The organism is Halopseudomonas sp., assembly GCF_038130085.1.
GTDB lineage: Bacteria > Pseudomonadota > Gammaproteobacteria > Pseudomonadales > Pseudomonadaceae > Halopseudomonas.
In genome coordinates this window covers 266,095-284,372 of the sequence record NZ_JAYPMU010000002.1, presented here as the reverse complement: position 1 = coordinate 284,372, position 18,278 = coordinate 266,095, and the positions used below count along the sequence as shown (strand labels likewise).

At 58.9% G+C, this 18,278-nt stretch carries 18 protein-coding genes and 1 riboswitch; of the genes, 9 read left to right on the top strand and 9 right to left on the bottom strand.

The window, feature by feature from the left end; genetic code table 11:
* Window positions 1-154 precede the first annotated feature (154 nt).
* Window positions 155-1,663 (top strand): NAD(P)/FAD-dependent oxidoreductase, encoded by a 1,509-nt coding sequence (locus AAFM31_RS02825; protein ID WP_341706376.1) that lies wholly within the window; start codon window positions 155-157, stop codon window positions 1,661-1,663.
* A gap of 17 nt (window positions 1,664-1,680) precedes the next feature.
* Window positions 1,681-2,637 carry a 3-hydroxyacyl-CoA dehydrogenase gene (locus AAFM31_RS02820; protein WP_341706374.1) on the top strand — a complete coding sequence of 319 codons (957 nt, stop codon included), beginning with the start codon at window positions 1,681-1,683 and terminating at the stop codon, window positions 2,635-2,637.
* A 44-nt stretch (window positions 2,638-2,681) separates the two neighbouring features.
* On the opposite strand, the gene AAFM31_RS02815 is transcribed toward AAFM31_RS02820, so the two are convergent.
* Both AAFM31_RS02815 and AAFM31_RS02810 read right to left on the bottom strand, forming a co-directional pair.
* A complete protein-coding gene (locus tag AAFM31_RS02815) occupies window positions 2,682-3,902 on the bottom strand; it encodes an MFS transporter (RefSeq protein WP_341706373.1) in 1,221 nt (406 codons plus the stop codon).
* 116 nt (window positions 3,903-4,018) lie between these two features.
* Entirely contained in the window at window positions 4,019-4,477 is a 459-nt protein-coding gene (locus AAFM31_RS02810; RefSeq protein WP_341706372.1) for a hypothetical protein, read from the bottom strand.
* Window positions 4,478-4,602: 125 nt separating this feature from the next.
* Window positions 4,603-4,747, top strand: a riboswitch (FMN riboswitch).
* A gap of 86 nt (window positions 4,748-4,833) precedes the next feature.
* On the opposite strand from AAFM31_RS02810, the gene AAFM31_RS02805 reads away from it, so the two are divergent.
* Window positions 4,834-5,301 carry a 6,7-dimethyl-8-ribityllumazine synthase gene (locus AAFM31_RS02805; RefSeq protein WP_341706370.1) on the top strand — a complete coding sequence of 156 codons (468 nt, stop codon included), beginning with the start codon at window positions 4,834-4,836 and terminating at the stop codon, window positions 5,299-5,301.
* A 27-nt stretch (window positions 5,302-5,328) separates the two neighbouring features.
* On the opposite strand, the gene AAFM31_RS02800 is transcribed toward AAFM31_RS02805, so the two are convergent.
* Entirely contained in the window at window positions 5,329-5,544 is a 216-nt protein-coding gene (locus AAFM31_RS02800) for a dodecin (RefSeq protein ID WP_341706369.1), read from the bottom strand.
* Between the two features lie 165 nt (window positions 5,545-5,709).
* On the opposite strand from AAFM31_RS02800, the gene AAFM31_RS02795 reads away from it, so the two are divergent.
* From AAFM31_RS02795 to AAFM31_RS02780, 4 genes are all read left to right on the top strand, one after another.
* Complete coding sequence (locus AAFM31_RS02795; protein ID WP_341706368.1) at window positions 5,710-7,065, top strand: imelysin family protein; 1,356 nt, start codon at window positions 5,710-5,712, stop codon at window positions 7,063-7,065.
* 96 nt (window positions 7,066-7,161) lie between these two features.
* Complete coding sequence (locus AAFM31_RS02790; protein ID WP_341706367.1) at window positions 7,162-8,577, top strand: di-heme oxidoredictase family protein; 1,416 nt, start codon at window positions 7,162-7,164, stop codon at window positions 8,575-8,577.
* Between the two features lie 9 nt (window positions 8,578-8,586).
* Window positions 8,587-9,624, top strand: coding sequence for an imelysin family protein (locus tag AAFM31_RS02785; RefSeq protein WP_341706366.1), 1,038 nt, complete (start codon window positions 8,587-8,589; stop codon window positions 9,622-9,624).
* 3 nt (window positions 9,625-9,627) lie between these two features.
* On the top strand, window positions 9,628-10,752 hold the full coding sequence (locus tag AAFM31_RS02780; protein WP_341706365.1) for a DUF1513 domain-containing protein: 1,125 nt from the start codon (window positions 9,628-9,630) through the stop codon (window positions 10,750-10,752).
* A 20-nt stretch (window positions 10,753-10,772) separates the two neighbouring features.
* Here AAFM31_RS02780 and AAFM31_RS02775 read toward each other — a convergent pair whose 3' ends face one another.
* The gene (locus tag AAFM31_RS02775) at window positions 10,773-11,105 is read right to left on the bottom strand and encodes a PilZ domain-containing protein (RefSeq protein ID WP_341706364.1); all 333 of its coding nucleotides are present in this window, start codon (window positions 11,103-11,105) and stop codon (window positions 10,773-10,775) included.
* Window positions 11,106-11,330: 225 nt separating this feature from the next.
* Between AAFM31_RS02775 and AAFM31_RS02770 the strand changes: the two genes are divergently transcribed.
* A complete protein-coding gene (locus tag AAFM31_RS02770; RefSeq protein WP_341706362.1) occupies window positions 11,331-11,816 on the top strand; it encodes a copper chaperone PCu(A)C in 486 nt (161 codons plus the stop codon).
* Here the strand turns inward: AAFM31_RS02770 and AAFM31_RS02765 are convergent.
* The 4 genes from AAFM31_RS02765 to AAFM31_RS02750 form a co-directional block, all read right to left on the bottom strand.
* On the bottom strand, window positions 11,810-12,442 hold the full coding sequence (locus AAFM31_RS02765) for a trimeric intracellular cation channel family protein (RefSeq protein WP_341706361.1): 633 nt from the start codon (window positions 12,440-12,442) through the stop codon (window positions 11,810-11,812). The two genes, AAFM31_RS02770 and AAFM31_RS02765, sit on opposite strands and share 7 nt — an antisense overlap.
* A gap of 28 nt (window positions 12,443-12,470) precedes the next feature.
* A complete protein-coding gene (gene gorA, locus AAFM31_RS02760) occupies window positions 12,471-13,835 on the bottom strand; it encodes a glutathione-disulfide reductase (RefSeq protein WP_341706360.1) in 1,365 nt (454 codons plus the stop codon).
* A 62-nt stretch (window positions 13,836-13,897) separates the two neighbouring features.
* Window positions 13,898-15,268 carry a UDP-glucose/GDP-mannose dehydrogenase family protein gene (locus AAFM31_RS02755; protein WP_341706359.1) on the bottom strand — a complete coding sequence of 457 codons (1,371 nt, stop codon included), beginning with the start codon at window positions 15,266-15,268 and terminating at the stop codon, window positions 13,898-13,900.
* A 95-nt stretch (window positions 15,269-15,363) separates the two neighbouring features.
* Entirely contained in the window at window positions 15,364-16,188 is an 825-nt protein-coding gene (locus tag AAFM31_RS02750) for an alpha/beta hydrolase (RefSeq protein ID WP_341706358.1), read from the bottom strand.
* A gap of 117 nt (window positions 16,189-16,305) precedes the next feature.
* Between AAFM31_RS02750 and AAFM31_RS02745 the strand changes: the two genes are divergently transcribed.
* Window positions 16,306-16,920: a TetR/AcrR family transcriptional regulator gene (locus AAFM31_RS02745; protein ID WP_341706357.1), complete on the top strand. Its 615-nt coding sequence runs from the start codon at window positions 16,306-16,308 to the stop codon at window positions 16,918-16,920.
* On the opposite strand, the gene AAFM31_RS02740 is transcribed toward AAFM31_RS02745, so the two are convergent.
* The gene (locus AAFM31_RS02740; RefSeq protein WP_341706355.1) at window positions 16,917-18,278 is read right to left on the bottom strand and encodes a DUF1329 domain-containing protein; all 1,362 of its coding nucleotides are present in this window, start codon (window positions 18,276-18,278) and stop codon (window positions 16,917-16,919) included. The genes AAFM31_RS02745 and AAFM31_RS02740 overlap by 4 nt on opposite strands.

The following is an 18,278-nucleotide window of genomic DNA, read 5'->3' as shown; positions in this document are numbered from 1 at the left end:
GCGTAGCCGCACCCTGCGGCTACGCGCCCTTTCCTTCAGCGCTTGGTTGGCAATAAATGCCGACTTATTTTCCGCATTCAACCAGCCCGTTCCGTCCGCGAGCAGGCAGTCTATAGTCCTCTGTACGCACACATAATAAAAAGAGAGCAAGACGATGATGAATGAGCACTTTGACGTGCTGATCATCGGTGCCGGACTGTCTGGCATCGGTACGGCCGTACACATCTCCCAAGAGTGCCCGGGCAAGCGACTGGCCATTCTCGAGCGACGCGAGCGTGTCGGTGGCACCTGGGACCTGTTCAACTATCCCGGCATTCGCTCCGACTCCGACATGTTCAGCTTCGGCTATGACTTCCGCCCCTGGAATGACCTGAATACGCTGGCAGATGGTGAGTCCATTCGCAACTACATCGGCGACACCGCCCGCGAATATGGCGTAGACAAACTGATTCGCTTCGGCATCGAAACCGAGCAGGCACAGTGGTGCAGCGAACAGCAGCAATGGGTCATCAGCACCCGCGACCTTAACACCGATGAGGCACGTCATTTCAGCTGCGACTTTCTGATCAGCTGCACTGGCTACTACGACCACAATACCGGCTACCTGCCAGACTTCCCGGACGTTGAGCGCTTCCAGGGCCAATGTATTCATCCTCAACATTGGCCGGCTGACCTGGACTACCGCGGCAAGAAAGTCATCGTTATTGGCAGTGGTGCGACTGCCGTTACTGTCGTACCAGCGATGGCCGACGCGGCAGCCCACGTCACCATGCTGCAGCGTTCACCGTCCTATGTGATGACGGTTCCGGCGCGCGACAAACTCACCGAGGTGCTGCGCAAAGTCATGCCGGAAAGCTGGGCGAACGGCTTGGCACGCAAGCGCAACATTCTGATCCAACGCTGGCTGTTCAAGGCCGCCAAACGCTGGCCTCAAGGCATGCGCCGCCACCTGCTAAAGCAGGTCGCCAAACAGCTCGACGACCCGGGCCAGATGAAGCACTTTACCCCGACCTACATGCCCTGGGACCAACGCCTCTGCGCCGTGCCCGACGGCGACCTGTTCAAGGCCATCAACAGCGGCAAGGCATCGGTGGTGACCGATCAAATCGACACCTTCACCGAGCGCGGCATCAAGCTGGCATCAGGGCAGGAGCTGGAAGCCGACATCATAATCACCGCAACCGGTCTGAAGTTGCAGCTGCTGGGAGGCACACAGCTGCTGATTGACGGCAGGCCTTTCGATCTACAACAGCAAATGACCTACAAGGGTGTGCTGCTGCAAAACGTGCCCAACATGGCGTGGATCTTCGGCTATACCAACGCCCCGTGGACACTCAAGGCCGACATTGCTGCCCGGTATGTCTGTCGCCTGATCAACCACCTGCGCGCCACCGGAATGCAGGTGGTTGTACCACGCGACCACGACCACTGCTCGCTGCCGGATGAGTCTGTCATGGGTGCGCTGGAATCCGGGTACGTGCAACGCGCCAACAGCGTGCTGCCGCGCCAAGGCCAGAAATCACCATGGCGGCTCCTCAACGCCTATGAGGCGGATCGCGTGATGCTGCTGGATGAAGCGATCGAGGACGACATCCTCGAGTTTGAGCCGCGCAATATCGAAGCAGACAACAAGAACGCTGGCGCCAAGCGCCGAGCCGCATAAAGCAGGGAGATATCCATTTGAGCAAGTCAATTGAACATGTAACCGTCCTTGGTGCAGGCGTCTTGGGCGGTCAGATTTGCTGGCACAGCGCATTCAAGGGCAAGCAGGTTGTTGTATACGACCTGTTTGAAAAAGGCCTGGAGCAATGCCGCTTCGCTCACCAGCAGTATGCCGAGATCTACAAGCGGGATCTGGGTGCCACTGATGAACAGATTGAGCAGACCCGCGCGCGCCTGCGTTACAGCACCGATCTGGCTGATGCCGTGGCAAATGCCGATCTGGTTATCGAGGCCGTGCCGGAGATCCCTGAAGTGAAAAAGCAGGTCTACCGGGACATGGCACCGCTGTTACCGGCCAACTGCCTGCTGGCAACCAACTCCTCCACCCTGCTGCCAAGTGACTTTGCCGAAGACACCGGCCGCCCGGAGAAGTATTGCGCCCTGCACTTCGCCAATCTGATCTGGTCCATCAACCTCGCTGAAGTAATGGCTCACGCCAAAACCGCTGAGGATACGTTGCGAGCCATCACCCGCTTTGCGATTGAGATCGGCATGATCCCGGTCCCCGTCAGCAAACCGCAAAATGGCTACGTCATTAACTCACTGCTGGTGCCGCTGCTGTCGGCAGCACAAACCCTGGTTACCAACGGCGTTGCCACGCCGGAAACCGTCGACCGCACATACATGGTGATGAACCGCGGAGCGAGCATGGGGCCGTTTGGCGTGATCGACGTCGTTGGCATGAAAACCTGCTACGACATCACCCAGTATTGGGGGAACCTCAATCAGGATGAGCAGGCGCTGAAGAACGCCGACTACATCAAGCGCAACTTCCTTGATCAGGGCAAACTGGGACTGCAGACCGGCAGCGGTTTCTACTCATACCCAAACCCCGCGTACGCTGATCCAGCCTTCCTGGCTGAACCCGGTCTGGACGTCGTTGAAGAAGTCGTCAGACTGACGCGCCCGCAATAGTCGGCTCCCTGGTGGCGTGGCAGCCTCGCCACGCCACCAGGGCGTTAGTTTGCTTCTGGCTCACCGCCAGGCTGTTTGCCCGGCTCACCGAGCAGCAAAACTACGAGGGCCACCAGCGGCATCGCGCCGCCCAGCAGAGAGGCTGCAAGCCAGCCACCGCTCACATAGGCCCACGCCCCGGCCGCTGAACCCACTGCCCCACCAATAAAAAAGGTAGCCATGTAAATGGCATTCAGACGACTGCGCTCAGCTTCACCCAGCGAGTAGATTGCGCGTTGGCCGAGTACCACATTGCCAGACACACCCAAGTCGAGCAGCACCGCTGCAGCCACCAGCAAAAACAGCGACAGCCCTGTGCCCGACTCGACGATATGCGTCATCGCAAATGCGACCATCACCGAAAGCATCGCGCTGATAGTAGCGATTCGAGTCAGCCCGCGATCAGCCAGGCGCCCGGCGACCGGCGCCGATACCACCCCTGCCACACCGGCGAGGGCGAACAACGCGATTCCTGACTGTGACAGCTGAAAATCAGGGCCGGCCAGCAGCAGAGGCGTGGTGGTCCAGAACAGACTGAAGGCACCAAACATCATCGCTTGGTAAAACGCCCTGCGCTGCAGAACCGGCGTATGGCGTGCCAGGGAAGCCATCGAGCGCAACAGCGCCAGATAGCCCAGACTCGCAGTGGGAACACGTCGCGGTATCACTCGCTGCATGACCAGCACCAACGCCACCATCAAACCGGCAGAAACAAAGAACATGGCGCGCCAGGAGGCCAGATCGGCGACAAAGCTGGATACCGGCCGGGCCAGCATGATGCCGAACATCAGGCCACCCATGACGTTGCCGACCACCTGCCCTCGCCGTTCCGGCGTCGCCAGGTGAGCGGCAAGCGGAACGATTATCTGGACCGCAACGGCACCGATCCCAATCACCAGAGAGCAGGCGAGAAAGGCCATTGAAGACTCAGATAGCGCGGTGCCGAGCGATGCAAGCGCCAACAGCAGCACCATCGCACTGATCAGCGACCGGTTCTCCAACCGATCGGCCAGTGGCACAACCAGCAGAAGCCCTACCACGTAGCCAATTTGCGTCAGAGTCACGATCAGCCCGCTGGCCTCCGGTGTCATGCCGAGCGCCAGGCTGATAGGACCGATCAGCGGCTGAGAGTAATAGAGGTTCGCGACTATCAGGCCGCAGCACGCCGCGAGAAAAAACATCAGGCCGTTGGCAATGCCTCTGCTGTTATCTGGCACCTTCGACATTGGCGCTCCGTACAGGCCGAAAAGGGAAGTCGGCCATGCTACGCCTATTTGTTCGTATTTTGTCGAACCACATGAGGCGCGAGACTGAAAAGACTGTTGCGTGAATGGAACGGCGTTTAGCTGTTAAGCAGCTTCAGCATGGTCGTACGCTGCTCGTCACTCAGCGCTTGCTGCTTCATCGCCTTTGCGAGACTGGCGTATGCCGTGCTAAGCGCTCCCGCCAGACTGGCAAGCTGACTGCGCAGTCCATCCATCAGAACGCTGCGCTCGTCATCCGACAGGCTTTGCTGGCGGGCAAGGTCGTTGATCTGCTGCTGGACCTCAGCGATCTGCTGCTTGAGTTCACGGATATGCTTGAGCAGCCGTTTGATGATTTCGGGTAAATCGCTGTCATCGATGTCTTGATTGCTGCTGCTCTGCTGGGCCTTTTCAGCCCTTTCCGACAACGAGACTTTGACGCTTTCGGCAATCTCCCGATTACTGCTTGGCACAGCCTCCGAGGCGCTTTGCGCAGGGGCGGAGGCGCCGTTGAAGCGCGCAGCAAAGTCGGTCCAGTTGAGTTCGCCGATACGCATGTTTGCGCCCTTCGCAGTGATGGATACCTGTTCATATCGGTCGTTTATCGACGGACTTTAGCAGCCGCTGACTTTGACCCGGGCGACAAGCTTCCTTATATTGTCCGCCGCCGTGGCCACCACGGCATCGTTCTCGGGGCGGGGTGAAACTCCCCACCGGCGGTAACGGAGCTATGCTCCGAAGCCCGCGAGCGCTCTGCGACGCAGAGGTCAGCAGATCTGGTGAGACTCCAGAGCCGACGGTTACAGTCCGGATAGGAGAGAACGTGACAGCGCCCGCACGCCTTCAATTCGGCGTGCTGCTGCCCGTTCGCCCTGATTCAAACCGACATTGAGACATGAATCAGAGCCAGACGATGAGTAACTTCCAACCTTCGCAACAACGCATTGCCTTCATCCACGCCTCTTGGCACGCCGACATTGTCTTGCGCTGCCTGGACGGTTTTCGTGAAGAAATCGCCACTCGCGGTTACAACCCGGAGCTGATCGATGTGATCGCCGTGCCCGGTGCCTACGAAATCCCGCTGCAAGCCAAGCTGCTGGCCAAAACCGGCCGCTACGCTGCCATTGCCTGTTCCGGGCTAGTGGTCGATGGCGGCATCTACCGCCATGACTTCGTTGCCAACGCCGTCATCAGCGGCATGATGCAGGTTCAGCTGGAGACCGAAATCCCGGTCCTGACTGCCGTCCTGACTCCGCATCATTTCCACGAGCACAGCGAGCACCAGAACTACTACCGCACGCACTTCGTCACCAAAGGCCGCGAGCTGGCGGCAGCCGCCGACTCAGCCATGGCGCTGCGCTGGCAAGTACTGAACAGCTGATTTCGCTCCGCTGTACTGCCGGCGGCATCAGCTGCCGGCAATTCTAAAGCCGACCTGCAACACGACCTGAAAGTGTGCGACCTGATCGTCGGCGATATGCCCTCGCGTTTCCTTCACCTCGAACCACTCCATATAGCGAATGGTCTTGGCGCACTCCGCAATCGCCACTCGGATGGCGTCATCGATGCTGGTGGGTGATGAGCCAACGACTTCCACTTTCTTGTACACGTGATGGTTGGACATGGTCCGCCTCCGCTTTCTTGTCATGGATGTGAAGTCAGTATGGCAAAGCCCCGGCCACATCGCCTGCGACGGCAGCGCGCATTGCAATATGCTGTTATCCGCATATAATCACAAATGCAAATCACTATCATTACTTGATTGAACACAATCAACAGGGAGCTATACATGGCCGTGCGTTTTCCTCTGCAGGCGCTTGCGCTGGCAATTTCGACCACATTCCTTCTGACCGCATGCAACGACAACGAGCAGGCCAAAGCGCCGGAAGCCGCCGAACCTGCAGCGCCCGTCGCCGAAGAAGCACCTGCAAGCACACCTGCAGCGGCCGGCGTTGCCCCCGCAGCAATCGTCAACCACTACGCCGATCTGGCACTGGCAACCTACGAAGATGCCCTGATCACTGCCAAAGCGCTGGACGCTGCCACTGACGCGCTGATTGCCAACCCTACCGAAGAGACCCTCGCCGCTGCCCGCGCGGCCTGGCTGCAATCACGGGTTCCCTATCAGCAATCCGAAGTGTTCCGTTTCAGCAATTCGGTTGTCGACGACTGGGAAGGTCAACTCAACGCCTGGCCACTGGATGAAGGTCTGATCGACTACGTCAGCAGCGATGACTACCAGCACGCCCTGGGTAACGAAGGCGCTAACGCCAACATCATTGCGAGCACAGAGCTGAACGTCGGCGGCGAAACACTGGATCTGACCAATATTACGCCTGAGCTGCTGGCCAACCTGAACGAAGTGGGTGGGTCCGAAGCCAACGTTGCGACCGGCTATCACGCCATCGAGTTTCTGCTCTGGGGCCAGGACCTGAACGGCTTCGGCGCTGGCGCAGGTGACCGCAAGGCAACTGACTACGCTGCTGGTGACGCTTGCACCAATGGCAACTGTGACCGTCGTGCGGCTTACCTGAACGCCGTAACCGACCTGCTGGTATCTGACTTGAACTGGATGGTCGATCAATGGAAAGCCAATGTGGATGGTAACTACCGTGCCGAGCTAACGGCACTGGAGCCGACCGCCGTCTACCAGAAAATGCTGTTCGGTATGGGCTCGCTGTCACTCGGCGAACTGGCAGGCGAGCGTATGAAGGTCGCGCTGGAAGCCAACTCCTATGAAGACGAGCATGACTGCTTCAGCGACAACACCCACAACTCGCACTACTACAACGCACTGGGCATTCAGAACGTGTATACCGGCAACTACAAGCGCGTTGACGGTACTGAGCTGAGCGGTGCTTCACTCGCTGACCTGGTTGCGCAGACCAAGCCTGAACTGAACCAGCAACTGACCGCTCAACTGGAGACCAGTGTTGCGGCATTGGGTCACATGAAGGCGACCGCCGAAGCGGCAGAAAATCCGGTGACCTTTGATATGATGATCGCGCCCGAAAACACCCAAGGTGCAGAGATCATCAACAACGCCATTGCCGCACTGGTTGAGCAGACCGGTTCGATTGAGCAGGTTGCTGCCGTTGTCGGCGTCGAGTCCCTCGAGCCCGACGATGCCGGCCATCAATTCTGATATGGCGTAGTACCGTTCCCCGGCGGCAATCCCGCCGGGGAATCTGACAGATGCATACCTTGCTGATACTCACCCAGGCACAGTGAACCGCAATCCATGCTTCATCCTCTTCTGCGCGCCAGCGCGCTGCTGGTCCCTGCACTACTGATCTCAAACCTGACCCAGGCTGCCGAAACCCGCTATCCGATTCAGGATACGCCACTCACTGGCGGCGCGGGCAGCGTCACGCAGCATGACCAAAATGCCTATTCACTGCCATTGGCCAACATGTCGATGACCAAGCGCCTCGACTTTAGCGTTGGCAACAGTTTCTTCCGCAACCCGTGGGTGGTTGCCCCGGCCAGCACCGACGCCCGCGACGGCCTTGGTCCGCTGTTCAACACCAATTCCTGCCAAGGCTGTCACCTGAAAGACGGCCGCGGCCATGCTCCAGCTTCACCAGAAACCCCCTCCGTCTCGCTGTTCCTGCGCCTTTCCGTGCCCGCCGATGCAGAGCGCGATGCTGACTTTTTGCGCGAGCACGGACTGATGCCAGCGCCAGTCTACGGCGGGCAGTTGCAGACATCTGCGATTCCCGGCATGAAGCCGGAAGCCGACATGATCGTCGAATGGCAGTCCGTCACCGAAACCTTGGCGGACGGTACGGAAGTGGTCATGCGTAAGCCGGTGTATCGCATTGAAAACCCGAACTACGGCCCGCTGCCGGAAAATCTGCTCACCTCCCCGCGCGTAGCGCCGCCGATGATCGGCCTTGGCTTGGTGGAAGCCATCCCCGAATCTGCGCTGCTCGCAAACGAGGACCCGGATGACGCCAATGGTGACGGCATCTCCGGCCGCGCCAACCGCGTCTGGGACCGGGTTGCCGAGCAGACCGTGGTGGGACGCTTCGGCTGGAAGGCTGGCCAGCCCAACATCATGCAACAGAGCATGGACGCCTTCGCTGGCGACATGGGGCTGACATCCACCGTTGCGCAGGCGACCGATTGCACGCCGCAGCAACAGTGCGAACGCTTCCCCGACGGTGGCGATCCGGAGGTGACAGACAAAGTCGCCAACTTCATCAACTTCTATGCGACCAGTCTGGCCGTACCCACTCGCCGGGACATGGACGCAGCGGATGTTCAGCAAGGCGCGAAGCTGTTCAACGACATCGGCTGCGCCGCCTGTCATACCCCGAGCTTTACCACCGGGCAATCCGAGCGGCCGGAATTGAGCGGCCAGGTTATCTGGCCCTACTCTGACTTTCTGCTGCACGATATGGGCCCGGGTTTGGCCGATGGTCGCCCGGAGTTTCTGGCGGACGGCAATGAGTGGCGTACTCCGCCACTCTGGGGCCTGGGCATGACCAAGGTTGTAAACCCGCTCGCGGGGTTCCTGCACGATGGCCGCGCTGAAACGGTCGAACACGCGATTCTCTGGCACGACGGTGAGGCCCGCCCGGCGGCGGACCAGTACCGCCAATTGCCAGCTGATCAGCGTGACGCGCTTATCCGCTTCCTCAACTCGCTCTGAGGCACAGACATGAAACTGACAGCTCCCCTGCTCGCCCTGGTAGCCACCTCCACGCTGAGCCTCTGCGTCTCAGCGCAGGCCCAGGAAACCTCGGCCCGCGCGGCCTGGCACGCGCAGATTGGTCACGGCTACCAGCAACTCGCCGCCCGTACCGATCAACTGGCGCAGAAGGCCGATGCGTATTGCGCGAGCCCGAGCGATGCGGGTCTGGTCCAGGTCAAGGAGGCCTGGAGCAATGCATTCGCAGCCTGGCAGGCTGTACGTTTCGTCGACTTCGGGCCTATCGAACAGAATACCCGTGCGTGGAAATTCCAGTTCTGGCCTGACCCGAAAAACCTCACTGCCAGCAAGGCGAGCTACTGGCTAAAGCCAGAGCGCGAGAGTGTTACTGCGGCGGATCTGGCCCGCGACAGCGTTGCCATTCAGGGTTTCCCGGCGGTCGAATACCTGCTGTTCGACAAACAAGTCGTTGAAAGCGAGCGCGCATTGCCTGCAGAACGGTCCTGCCGACTGCTTGGCGCAATCAGCCATAACCTCGAAAACAATGCCACCGAGCTGAGTGCAGACTGGACTCAGCTGCAGGAGCGCTATCTGCAAGGCGCCGATTACGACAACGGCACCCTGACCGCAGCCATGCACGCGCTCGAGATTTTGGCTGACTGGCGCATCGCCGCGCCCTTGGGTGCACGTGGCACCGGCAAACCCAACCCATACCTTGCCGATGCCTGGCGCTCTGGCGAATCGCTGATCATGATCAAGGCCTCGTTACAGGGCCTGGCGGAGTACTTTGTCCCGGGACTCAACGCGCTCATGGCGGAGAACGACGCCCTGCCCCTTGCTGAACAATTCAGCGCCCAGCTGAACAAGACGCTGGCCCACTTCGATACCCTGCCCACCGACATCACCCCGTTGCTGCAGAGTGACGAAGGGCTCGCCAGCCTGAACGCCCTGCTCGCGGATGTGCGCGCCACGGGTCAATTGCTGACTGGCCCAATCGCCAGCGAACTCAGCGTCGTGCGTGGCTTCAATTCAAGCGACGGGGATTGATGGATGCTGGATCGGCGCGGTTTTCTTAAGGCGTCCATCGCCGCCACCTCCATCGGCGCACTCGCGGCCTGCAGCAGCCGCTTGCCGCTGGCTGGCAAAAAGCCGGACCTGGAGTTGGTCAGTGCCGTGGATGATCACGAGGGCCGGCACTATATCAGCGGCGTAGATAGTGCAGGTCAGGCCCGCTTCCAGGTTCCCGTTCCGGAGCGCTGTCACGGTGGTTGCGCGCAGCCGTTCGGCGACCATGTGGTCGTTTTTGCTCGGCGCCCAGGCCGCTTTATGCACGTGCTCAATACCCGCACCGGCAAACTCGAGCACAGCATCAATGCGGGCGACGGGTTTCATTATTACGGGCACGGTGTTTACAGTCCTGACGCGCGCTTTTTGTACGTCACGATAAACAACTATCACTCTTCGGCGGGCCTGGTGAGGGTCTACGATGCCTTCGATGGCTATCGCACCGTGACCGACCATGATCTGGCCGGCGTTGGCCCGCACGAGCTACGACTGCATCCCGATGGCAATACTCTGATTGTGGCGCTCGGCGGGATCGAAACGCACCCGGACTATGACCGCATCAAACTCAATCTGGATCGCATGCAGCCGGCCCTGATTCTGATGGATCGTCGCACCGGCGAAATTACCGCCCGTCACAGCCCCTCACATCATCAACTCAGCTGCCGACACCTGGATGTCAGTCCGGATGGGGTAGTGATCGCCGGGTACCAATATGAAGGCCCAGAGTGGGAAACACCGCCACTGGTAGTGCGATTTGACAGCACCCGCGGCGAGTTCAGAGAGCTGGACTGGTCGGTTGAAGATCTGATGCCGCTGAAGAACTACACGGCCAGTATCGCCATCAGCCGCGGCAGCCCTTACGCGGTGGTTACCGCCCCGCTTGGCAACCTCGCGCTCATCATCAATTACCAGACTGGCGAGATTGTTCAGCGGGTTGCTGTTGCCGATGTCGCGGGCGCCCTGCCTTACGGCGAAAACGGTTTTATCGTGTCGTCAGGGTTGGGGGGGATTTATCAGCTAACCGCCGATAGCAATCAGGCCGTTCCACATGGGACCTATGCTGTGCGCTGGGATAATCACCTGACGCCGGGGCGCTACCTGAGCGCCTGAAGTGCGGTGGCCGTTGCCGCTCAGCGGCTGGCCACCATCTTGGCGATGCACTGCCTGGCTTCTTCAGGGAGATTGGTGAAGTGCATGCCAGTCCAGAACTGCTCGCCGTTGATGCTCACCCGGTTCCAAAGGCTTTCGGCGTCCAGCAGGAACTCCTTTACGCCGTTAAGCGTCATTGGCAAGTTGATCTGCAGCGCGAAGGCCCGGTTGAGATCTACCGGACGGTTGCTGAGCAGCATCAGCCCTTCTTCATGCAAGTCTACGACGCGACCCAAATGGTCACCGGTATCCAGGTCAAAAACCTCCAGACTGCTGCTCACTATATGCCGCTCCAATCGCCTGCGCTCTGTCATTGCGTGATCAAATTCCTGTTTGGTCCGACCATGACACGGTCACTTAACTTGGCTCAGTGTGCGGGAAAAATATAGTGGCGAAAAGCTATACATTCGACCAATTTATATAACCATTCCACATTTCATTAATTTCATTCTGATATCGCCAGAGCGGCATTGCGTCACTTCATCCGACGACCGATTTCAGGTTAAGGTTCCATCCACACTCCGTCCAAGGAACACGCTATGCGTTTTAATCGTTTCTCACTGCTGCTGATTGGCTGCGCGCTGGCGCAACTGGTGAATGCTCACGAGTTTGAGGCCGGCACATTACATATTGCCCATCCCTGGTCGCGCGCTCTGCCTCCCGTAGCCCCCACCGGCGCGGCGTATCTGCAAATCAGCAACCATGGCGACCAAAGTGACACTCTGATCGGTGCCGATACACCGGTCGCAGATAAAGTCGAAATCCACGAGCATGTGCATGCTGATGGTTTGATGAAGATGCAACGTGTTGACCGTCTGGAGGTCGCTCCAGGCGAAACCGTAAGCTTTCAACCCGGTGCGTATCATCTGATGTTGTTCAACCTGAAGCAGCCGCTGAACGCAGGGGATCAGTTCCCGCTGACACTGCACTTTGCCGATGCGGGTGATGTGGAGGTGGTTGTGAAGGTGCAGACTGAAGATGAGCCGCCAGCACCCGCTGCCGACTCAGGGCACATGCATCACTGACCTGGACGGTCGCGATCCAGCAGGTGAAAGCGCGGTAGCGCAAGATGCCAGCGGATCGCGGCCAAGCGGATCGCCAGTACCAGCGCGATACAGATCGCGATACTCAGATCCTCTGGCAAGGGCAGTGATTGCAGACCGATGTACGCCAGCGAGCCAATGATGCAAGCAGTCGCGTAGATCTCCTTGTGGAAGATCAGCGGGATTTCGTTGCAGATAATGTCTCGCATCACACCGCCAGCCACACCTGTCATCACGCCCATGATCACCGCAGCGCTGACCGGCACGCCAAAGTTGAGCGCAACCTGCGTGCCAATAACGGTAAATACCGCCAGTCCGAACGCATCAGCGACCAGCAAGCCGGTTTCATTGATGGGTCTCGTGAACCGCACCCAAACCACCGTCCCAACAGCAGCGAGCGTCGCCACCAGAATGTAGACGTCGTTGCGAATCCAGCTCACCGGGTGATTGCCGAGGATAGCGTCTCGCAAGGTGCCGCCGCCCAATGCAGTGATGATCGCGATGACCAAGACCCCAAACAAATCCATGGATTTGCGCCCGGCCATCAGTGCACCGGTAATCGCGAAAACCGCCACACCGAACAGATCGAAGGCGTAAAACCAATTCATTCAAGCAGCACTCCGCAAGGGACCGCGATCAGTCCTCGCGGCTAGGCGTGCGCATGGTAACAAACTCCTCAGCGGCGGTGGGGTGAATCCCCAGGGTCGCGTCGAAAACGGCTTTGGTTGCCCCTGCCTTGACCGCAACCGCCAGGCCCTGCACGATCTCGCCAGCTTCCGGGCCGACCATATGAATGCCGAGTACCCGATCGGTATCCTTGTCGACAACCAACTTCATCAGGCTCTGCTCGCTGCGTCCCGCCAGCGTGTTGCGCATGGCACGGAAGCGACTCTCGTAGACCTTCAGCTTGTGCCCCTTGGCTCGCGCGTCCTCTTCGGTCAGGCCGAGGGTGGCGATATTCGGGATGCAGAACACTGCGGTCGGAATATCGTTGTAATCCACCGGCAGATACTCCTCCGGGCGATAAAGGCGGCGCGCCAACGCCATACCTTCAGCCAACGCCACCGGAGTCAGTTGCACGGTACCCGTCACGTCACCAATTGCTAGCACGGCTGGATCGGTAGTCTGATATTGCTCGTCGACCCGAATATTACCCTTTGCGTCAAGTTCAACCGCCGTGTGTTCAAGCCCCAGATCGTTGGTATGCGCCCGACGCCCGGTTGCGTAGAGCACCAGGTCGGTCTCCAGCTGGTCACCGTTAGTTAACGTTACGCTTAAACTCTGATCCGCATTGCGCTCGATCCGTGCGACGTCGCCATTGAAGCGCAAATCAACGCCCTTCTCTGTCAGCACATTGGCCATATGCTCGCGGACGCTCTGGTCGAAGCCCCGCAGGAACAGATCCCCCCGATACAGCTGGGTGGTTTCACAGCCGAGCCCATGGAAGATCCCGGCAAATTCAATGGCAATGTATCCACCACCCACAACCAGCGCGCGTTTGGGCAGCTTGTCCAGGAAAAAGACTTCGTTGGAGCTGATCACGTGCTCGTTGCCCGGGAAATCCGGCACGTGCGGCCAACCACCCGTCGCAATCAAAATACGCTCGGCACTGTAGCGCTTGCCATCGACCTCCACGGTATGGGAGTCAACGAACCGCGCGCGGCCCTCAATCAACTGGACGCCGGCGGACACCAGCAAATTGCGATAGATACCATTCAAACGGTTAATTTCGGTGTTTTTGTTGGCGACCAGACGCTGCCAATCAAACCCCGAGGTTTCCAGATCCCAGCCGTAACCTGCCGCATCCTCAATGTCTTCGGCGAAATGAGCCGCGTAGGAGAGCAGCTTTTTCGGCACACAACCAACGTTGACGCAGGTTCCGCCCAGGTAGCGATCTTCGGCCACCGCAACGCGTGCGCCGAAACCGGCCGCCATGCGGCTGGCGCGCACTCCGCCAGAACCGGCACCGATAACGAAGAGGTCAAAGTCGTACTGGGACATGAGCAACCTTCCTGCCTGAATTTGAATGAGCGCTCAAGTATAACCCAAAAAATGCAGATTGCTCAGACCACCTTACGCAGCACCGGCGCTGGCGATTCCGCTGGCAGACGCCCCACGCCCAAATGCTTGAAACCATAAGCGCTTGCGACAGCTGGATCATATTGGTTGCGTCCGTCGATAATGACCGGAGTGCGCATCAAACGCGCCATCAGCGCAAAATCCGGTTGTCGAAACTGCTTCCACTCAGTCACGAGCGCCAATGCGTCAGCATCATTGAGTACCGCATAGGGATCAGAGAACAAACGCAATTGGCCGCGATCAAGCGCATCAGGATAAGCATGGCCAATATTCTCGTTGGCAACCGGGTCGAACGCCTGCACGCGTGCACCAGCAGCCAGCAAGCCGTCGATCAGCACCCGGCTTGGGGCATCACGTATGTCGTCCGTTCCGGGCTTAAAGGCCAATCCCCATATCGCCACGGTACGACCGCCCAGTTGATCTCCAAATACCTTGCCGAGCATCCGTAGCGGCCAACCTTTCTGCGACTGATTGCGCTGTTCGACGGCGTTCAGAATAGGCAAAGCGAGCTCTTGCTCCTGCGCCATATGCAGCATGGCTCGGATATCTTTTGGAAAGCACGAGCCGCCGTAACCGCAGCCCGCGTAGATAAAGTGATGGCCAATACGTGGATCAGACCCGATCCCTTTGCGCACCGCCTCGATATCAACGCCAAGCGATTCACACAGACTGGCCACCTCGTTGATAAAGGAGATTTTGGTGGCCAGAAAGGTATTGGCCGCGTACTTGGTCATTTCAGCTGCCCGTCGAGGCATGCAGAGAATGCGGTCGTGGTTACGGACGAAGGGCTCGTAGAGTTGGCGCATGGTGCGCTCGGCGTCGGCGTCTTCGGTACCGAGAATAATCCTATCGGGGCGCATGAAGTCCTCAATAGCCGCGCCCTCTTTCAGGAACTCCGGGTTACTTACCACGCGATGCCGCCAGCTGACGCCCCGACGCTGGCAATGCTGATCGAGAATCGCCTGAACACGGCATGCCGTCCCGACTGGCGCGGTAGACTTGCAGACGACGATGGTGGGCGCCTCCAGCGCGGTGCCAAGCTGCGCCGCGACATCCAGTATCTGCGACACATCCGCACTGCCGTCGTCCGCCGACGGGGTGCCTACTGCAATGAACACGACCTCGCTGTGCCGTACCACCGGCATCAGCTGACGGCAGAAGGTCAAGCGCCCAGCACCATGGTTGGTCTGCAACAGCGCTTCAATACCCGGTTCAAAGATCGGTGACACCCCGCTCTGCAGGGCATTGATTCGCTCTGCGCTGGAGTCCACACAGGCGACCCGGTTTCCCATCTCGGCAAAGCAGACTGCTGTCACCAATCCAACGTAGCCGCACCCAACAACCGTGATCTGCATGGTTACTCTCCTCGCATGTATACAACGAGAATTCCGCCATGCAGGCATGACAGTCAGGTGAATGCCACATTAATCATTGGTGACCAGCCTCGGCTTCAGTAAACGTAGGGCTCGGTAATGGCCACGCGTTCAGGCTTGGTAAGCAGTGCCAGAAAACGCCGCAGCAGCATGTTCATTTGCTCTGGCTGATCCAGCGGCGTGGCGTGGCCTGAGTCGCACACCACCGCCAGCTCCGCATTGAGCAGTTCATCGCAATAGGCCTTCTTGAACGCAATCGGTGTGTAGTCCCGATCCCCGGTCACCACCAGAATTGGCAGATCAACCTGATTGATCGCAGGGACCGACGACCACCCCGCAATAGCGCCCACGGCGTATCGATAAGAGCGCAGATCGTTCTTGCTGAACGAGTCGACCAACTGCTGTCGCAGCGGCAGTTGATACGGATGCGGGAACAGATTGCGCGCGATCAGACGACTCATGTTGCGCATGCCGAGCAGGCTCAAGACAGTGAGGCGAAACGCCAGACGCAGCCGAATGCTCCAACGATCAACAGGAAAGCTGGGCGCGCTGTTGATCGAAACCATCCCACTGACCAGCTGCGGGTAGCGTGCCATCAGATCAAAGCTGATCATGCCGCCCATGGATATACCAACAAGCATGCACCCTTGAATGCCCATCGCCCGGATGAATTCGGCGACATCATCTGCCAATTCACCCAGCAGCAACGGTCGATTGAGCAAATCGCTCTCACCGTGGCCGCGCAGATCCAGGGCCCAGACACTGGCGATTCTGGACAGGTCATTCATCTGTGGCTCCCAGTCACGTGACGATGAGCCCAGACCGTGCACCAGCAGCACTGGCGTTCCCTGTCCGCGCTGGGTATACGCGACCCGGCCGTTCTTCAATTTGATGTACTTCATTGCATAACTCCCATTATGGTTGTCTTCCCGCCCTAGCCCGTCACGCCCGCTCAAAATCGCTGGTTTGCGTTGCTAGCCTTGCGCCCTATAGAATCGGGGCTTACCAAGGGAACCCACATGCGCACCATCCCCAATCCGACGCAGGCAAGAAGTCGCCAGGCGCTTGAGCGCTTTCTCAAGGTGACCATTGACCTGCTTGCCCAGAACCGCTTTGAAGAAACCAGCATCGCGGAGATCGCACGGTTGGCGAACTCCTCGGTAGGCACCTTCTATCGTCTACTCGCCGACAAGGACGTGCTGCTGTACGCCGTGCATGAGCGCTTTGTCGATGACAGTCACGACGTCATTTCCGGGCTCGTTAGTTCTCTCAGTGTCAGTCAGCGTCCCTTTCAGGAGCGGCTGCAGCAGTTCGTGCAGGACGTCATCAGCCTGTACGAGTGCAATGAGGGCCTGATTCGCGCCCTTATCCGCCGCAGTTCCATCGATGAACGCTTCCGTGAACGCATTCATGAACTCAACGCGTTTGTCGGCCATTCGCTACGTGATCTGGTGCTGCAGCAGCGGGACCAGTTGAATCACCCTTCCCCCGAGCACGCAGCAGACCTTGCCGGCCATGTATTGCTGGCCAGCATGAATTACTACAGTCTGGTTGGAACGCTTGGAGATACCCCCCGGGACAACCTCCCCGAGGAGCTCTCTCAACTGATCTGCAACTATCTGCAGATTCGTTAGCGGCGGCTGTCCCGGCGTAGTTGAGCGGGAGTAAAGTCGCTCGGTTGCAGCCCTGTATCAAACTGCTCGCGAGGCTCCTCGTTCGACAGCAGGCCAATGACATAGCGCCCACTCAGCAGGTCGTACACCGCGTCCCCCTTGGTCCATACCAACGGCTGGTCGTAGAGGTTGATGGTGTAGGACTCTCCCAGACGCCAGAGCTGATCCCGGTTGTCGTAATGATCAACGACTACCAGTTGATAGCTGTCCTCGTCGAAGTACATATCACGCTGCTTGTAGAGGTGACGTTGCCCAGCCTTTAACGTCGCCCGCACGTGCCACACCCGGTGCAGCTCATAACGCGGCAGCTCGGGGTTGATGTGTCCCGGCTGAACAATATCGGCATAGCGGTTACGCTTGTCCGCCAGACGATAGCTGTTGTAGGGGATCAACATCTCTTTCTTGCCCATTAACTCCCAGTCGTAACGGTCGGGGGCACCGGAGAACATGTCGAAATTGTCTGTTGTGCGCATCCCGTCAGACGCGGTGCCGGGGGAGTCATAGGCGACGTTGGGTGCCCGTCGAACCCGTCGCTGTCCGGAGGCATAAATCCAGGACATACGTGGTTCGGAGACCTGGTTAACCGTTTCGTGGACCAGCAGTTCCATACCCGCCAATCGAGTGGGAGCAACCACGGACTGGCGGAAATAGAACAGGACATTGCCGTTATCCACTGCCGAATCCCCTGCCCACTGGTTGAACAGGAAATAGTCTTCAATACGCGTCATGAAGTAGTTGCCATCTGGCTGCGGCGTTGCTTGCGCGTAGTAGCGCTTGACGCTCTCACCACGGTAGCGGGTTAGATGGTTCCACAACACTTCCAGAGCCGACTGAGGAATCGGAAACGGCACCGCAATCTTCATTCCCGCCACACCGTTGCCGTTGTCGGTCAGCTCCGCAGATTGGGCATTGCTGAACGCAGCATCGTAAACCTTCTGCGGAAACGACGCCGAGCGGCGGCTCGGATACACCTGCAGCTTCCAGGTGGCACTGTAGCGGCGCAGCATGGCCTGCTGGCCTGGACTCAGACGATCGCTGAAGCCTTCAGCGTTCGCGGCGGAGACACTGTACAAGGGCCGATCGTCGGCATAGGGATCAACGTATCCGCGCCCCTCCTCATAAGCGGCAGGTGTTGGACTCAGGCCACCATCCCACGCCGGAATCGAACCATCTAGGTTACCTGCACGCTCCGCCCCAATCGGAGTCAGATCAGATTGCAATCGTGCCGCTGTGCTGGCATCAACACGCGCCTGCGCAACCGCGGATGCCAAGACCAGCGAGCTCAGGACAGCCACCTTGCCGAAAGTTGTTTTAGTCAT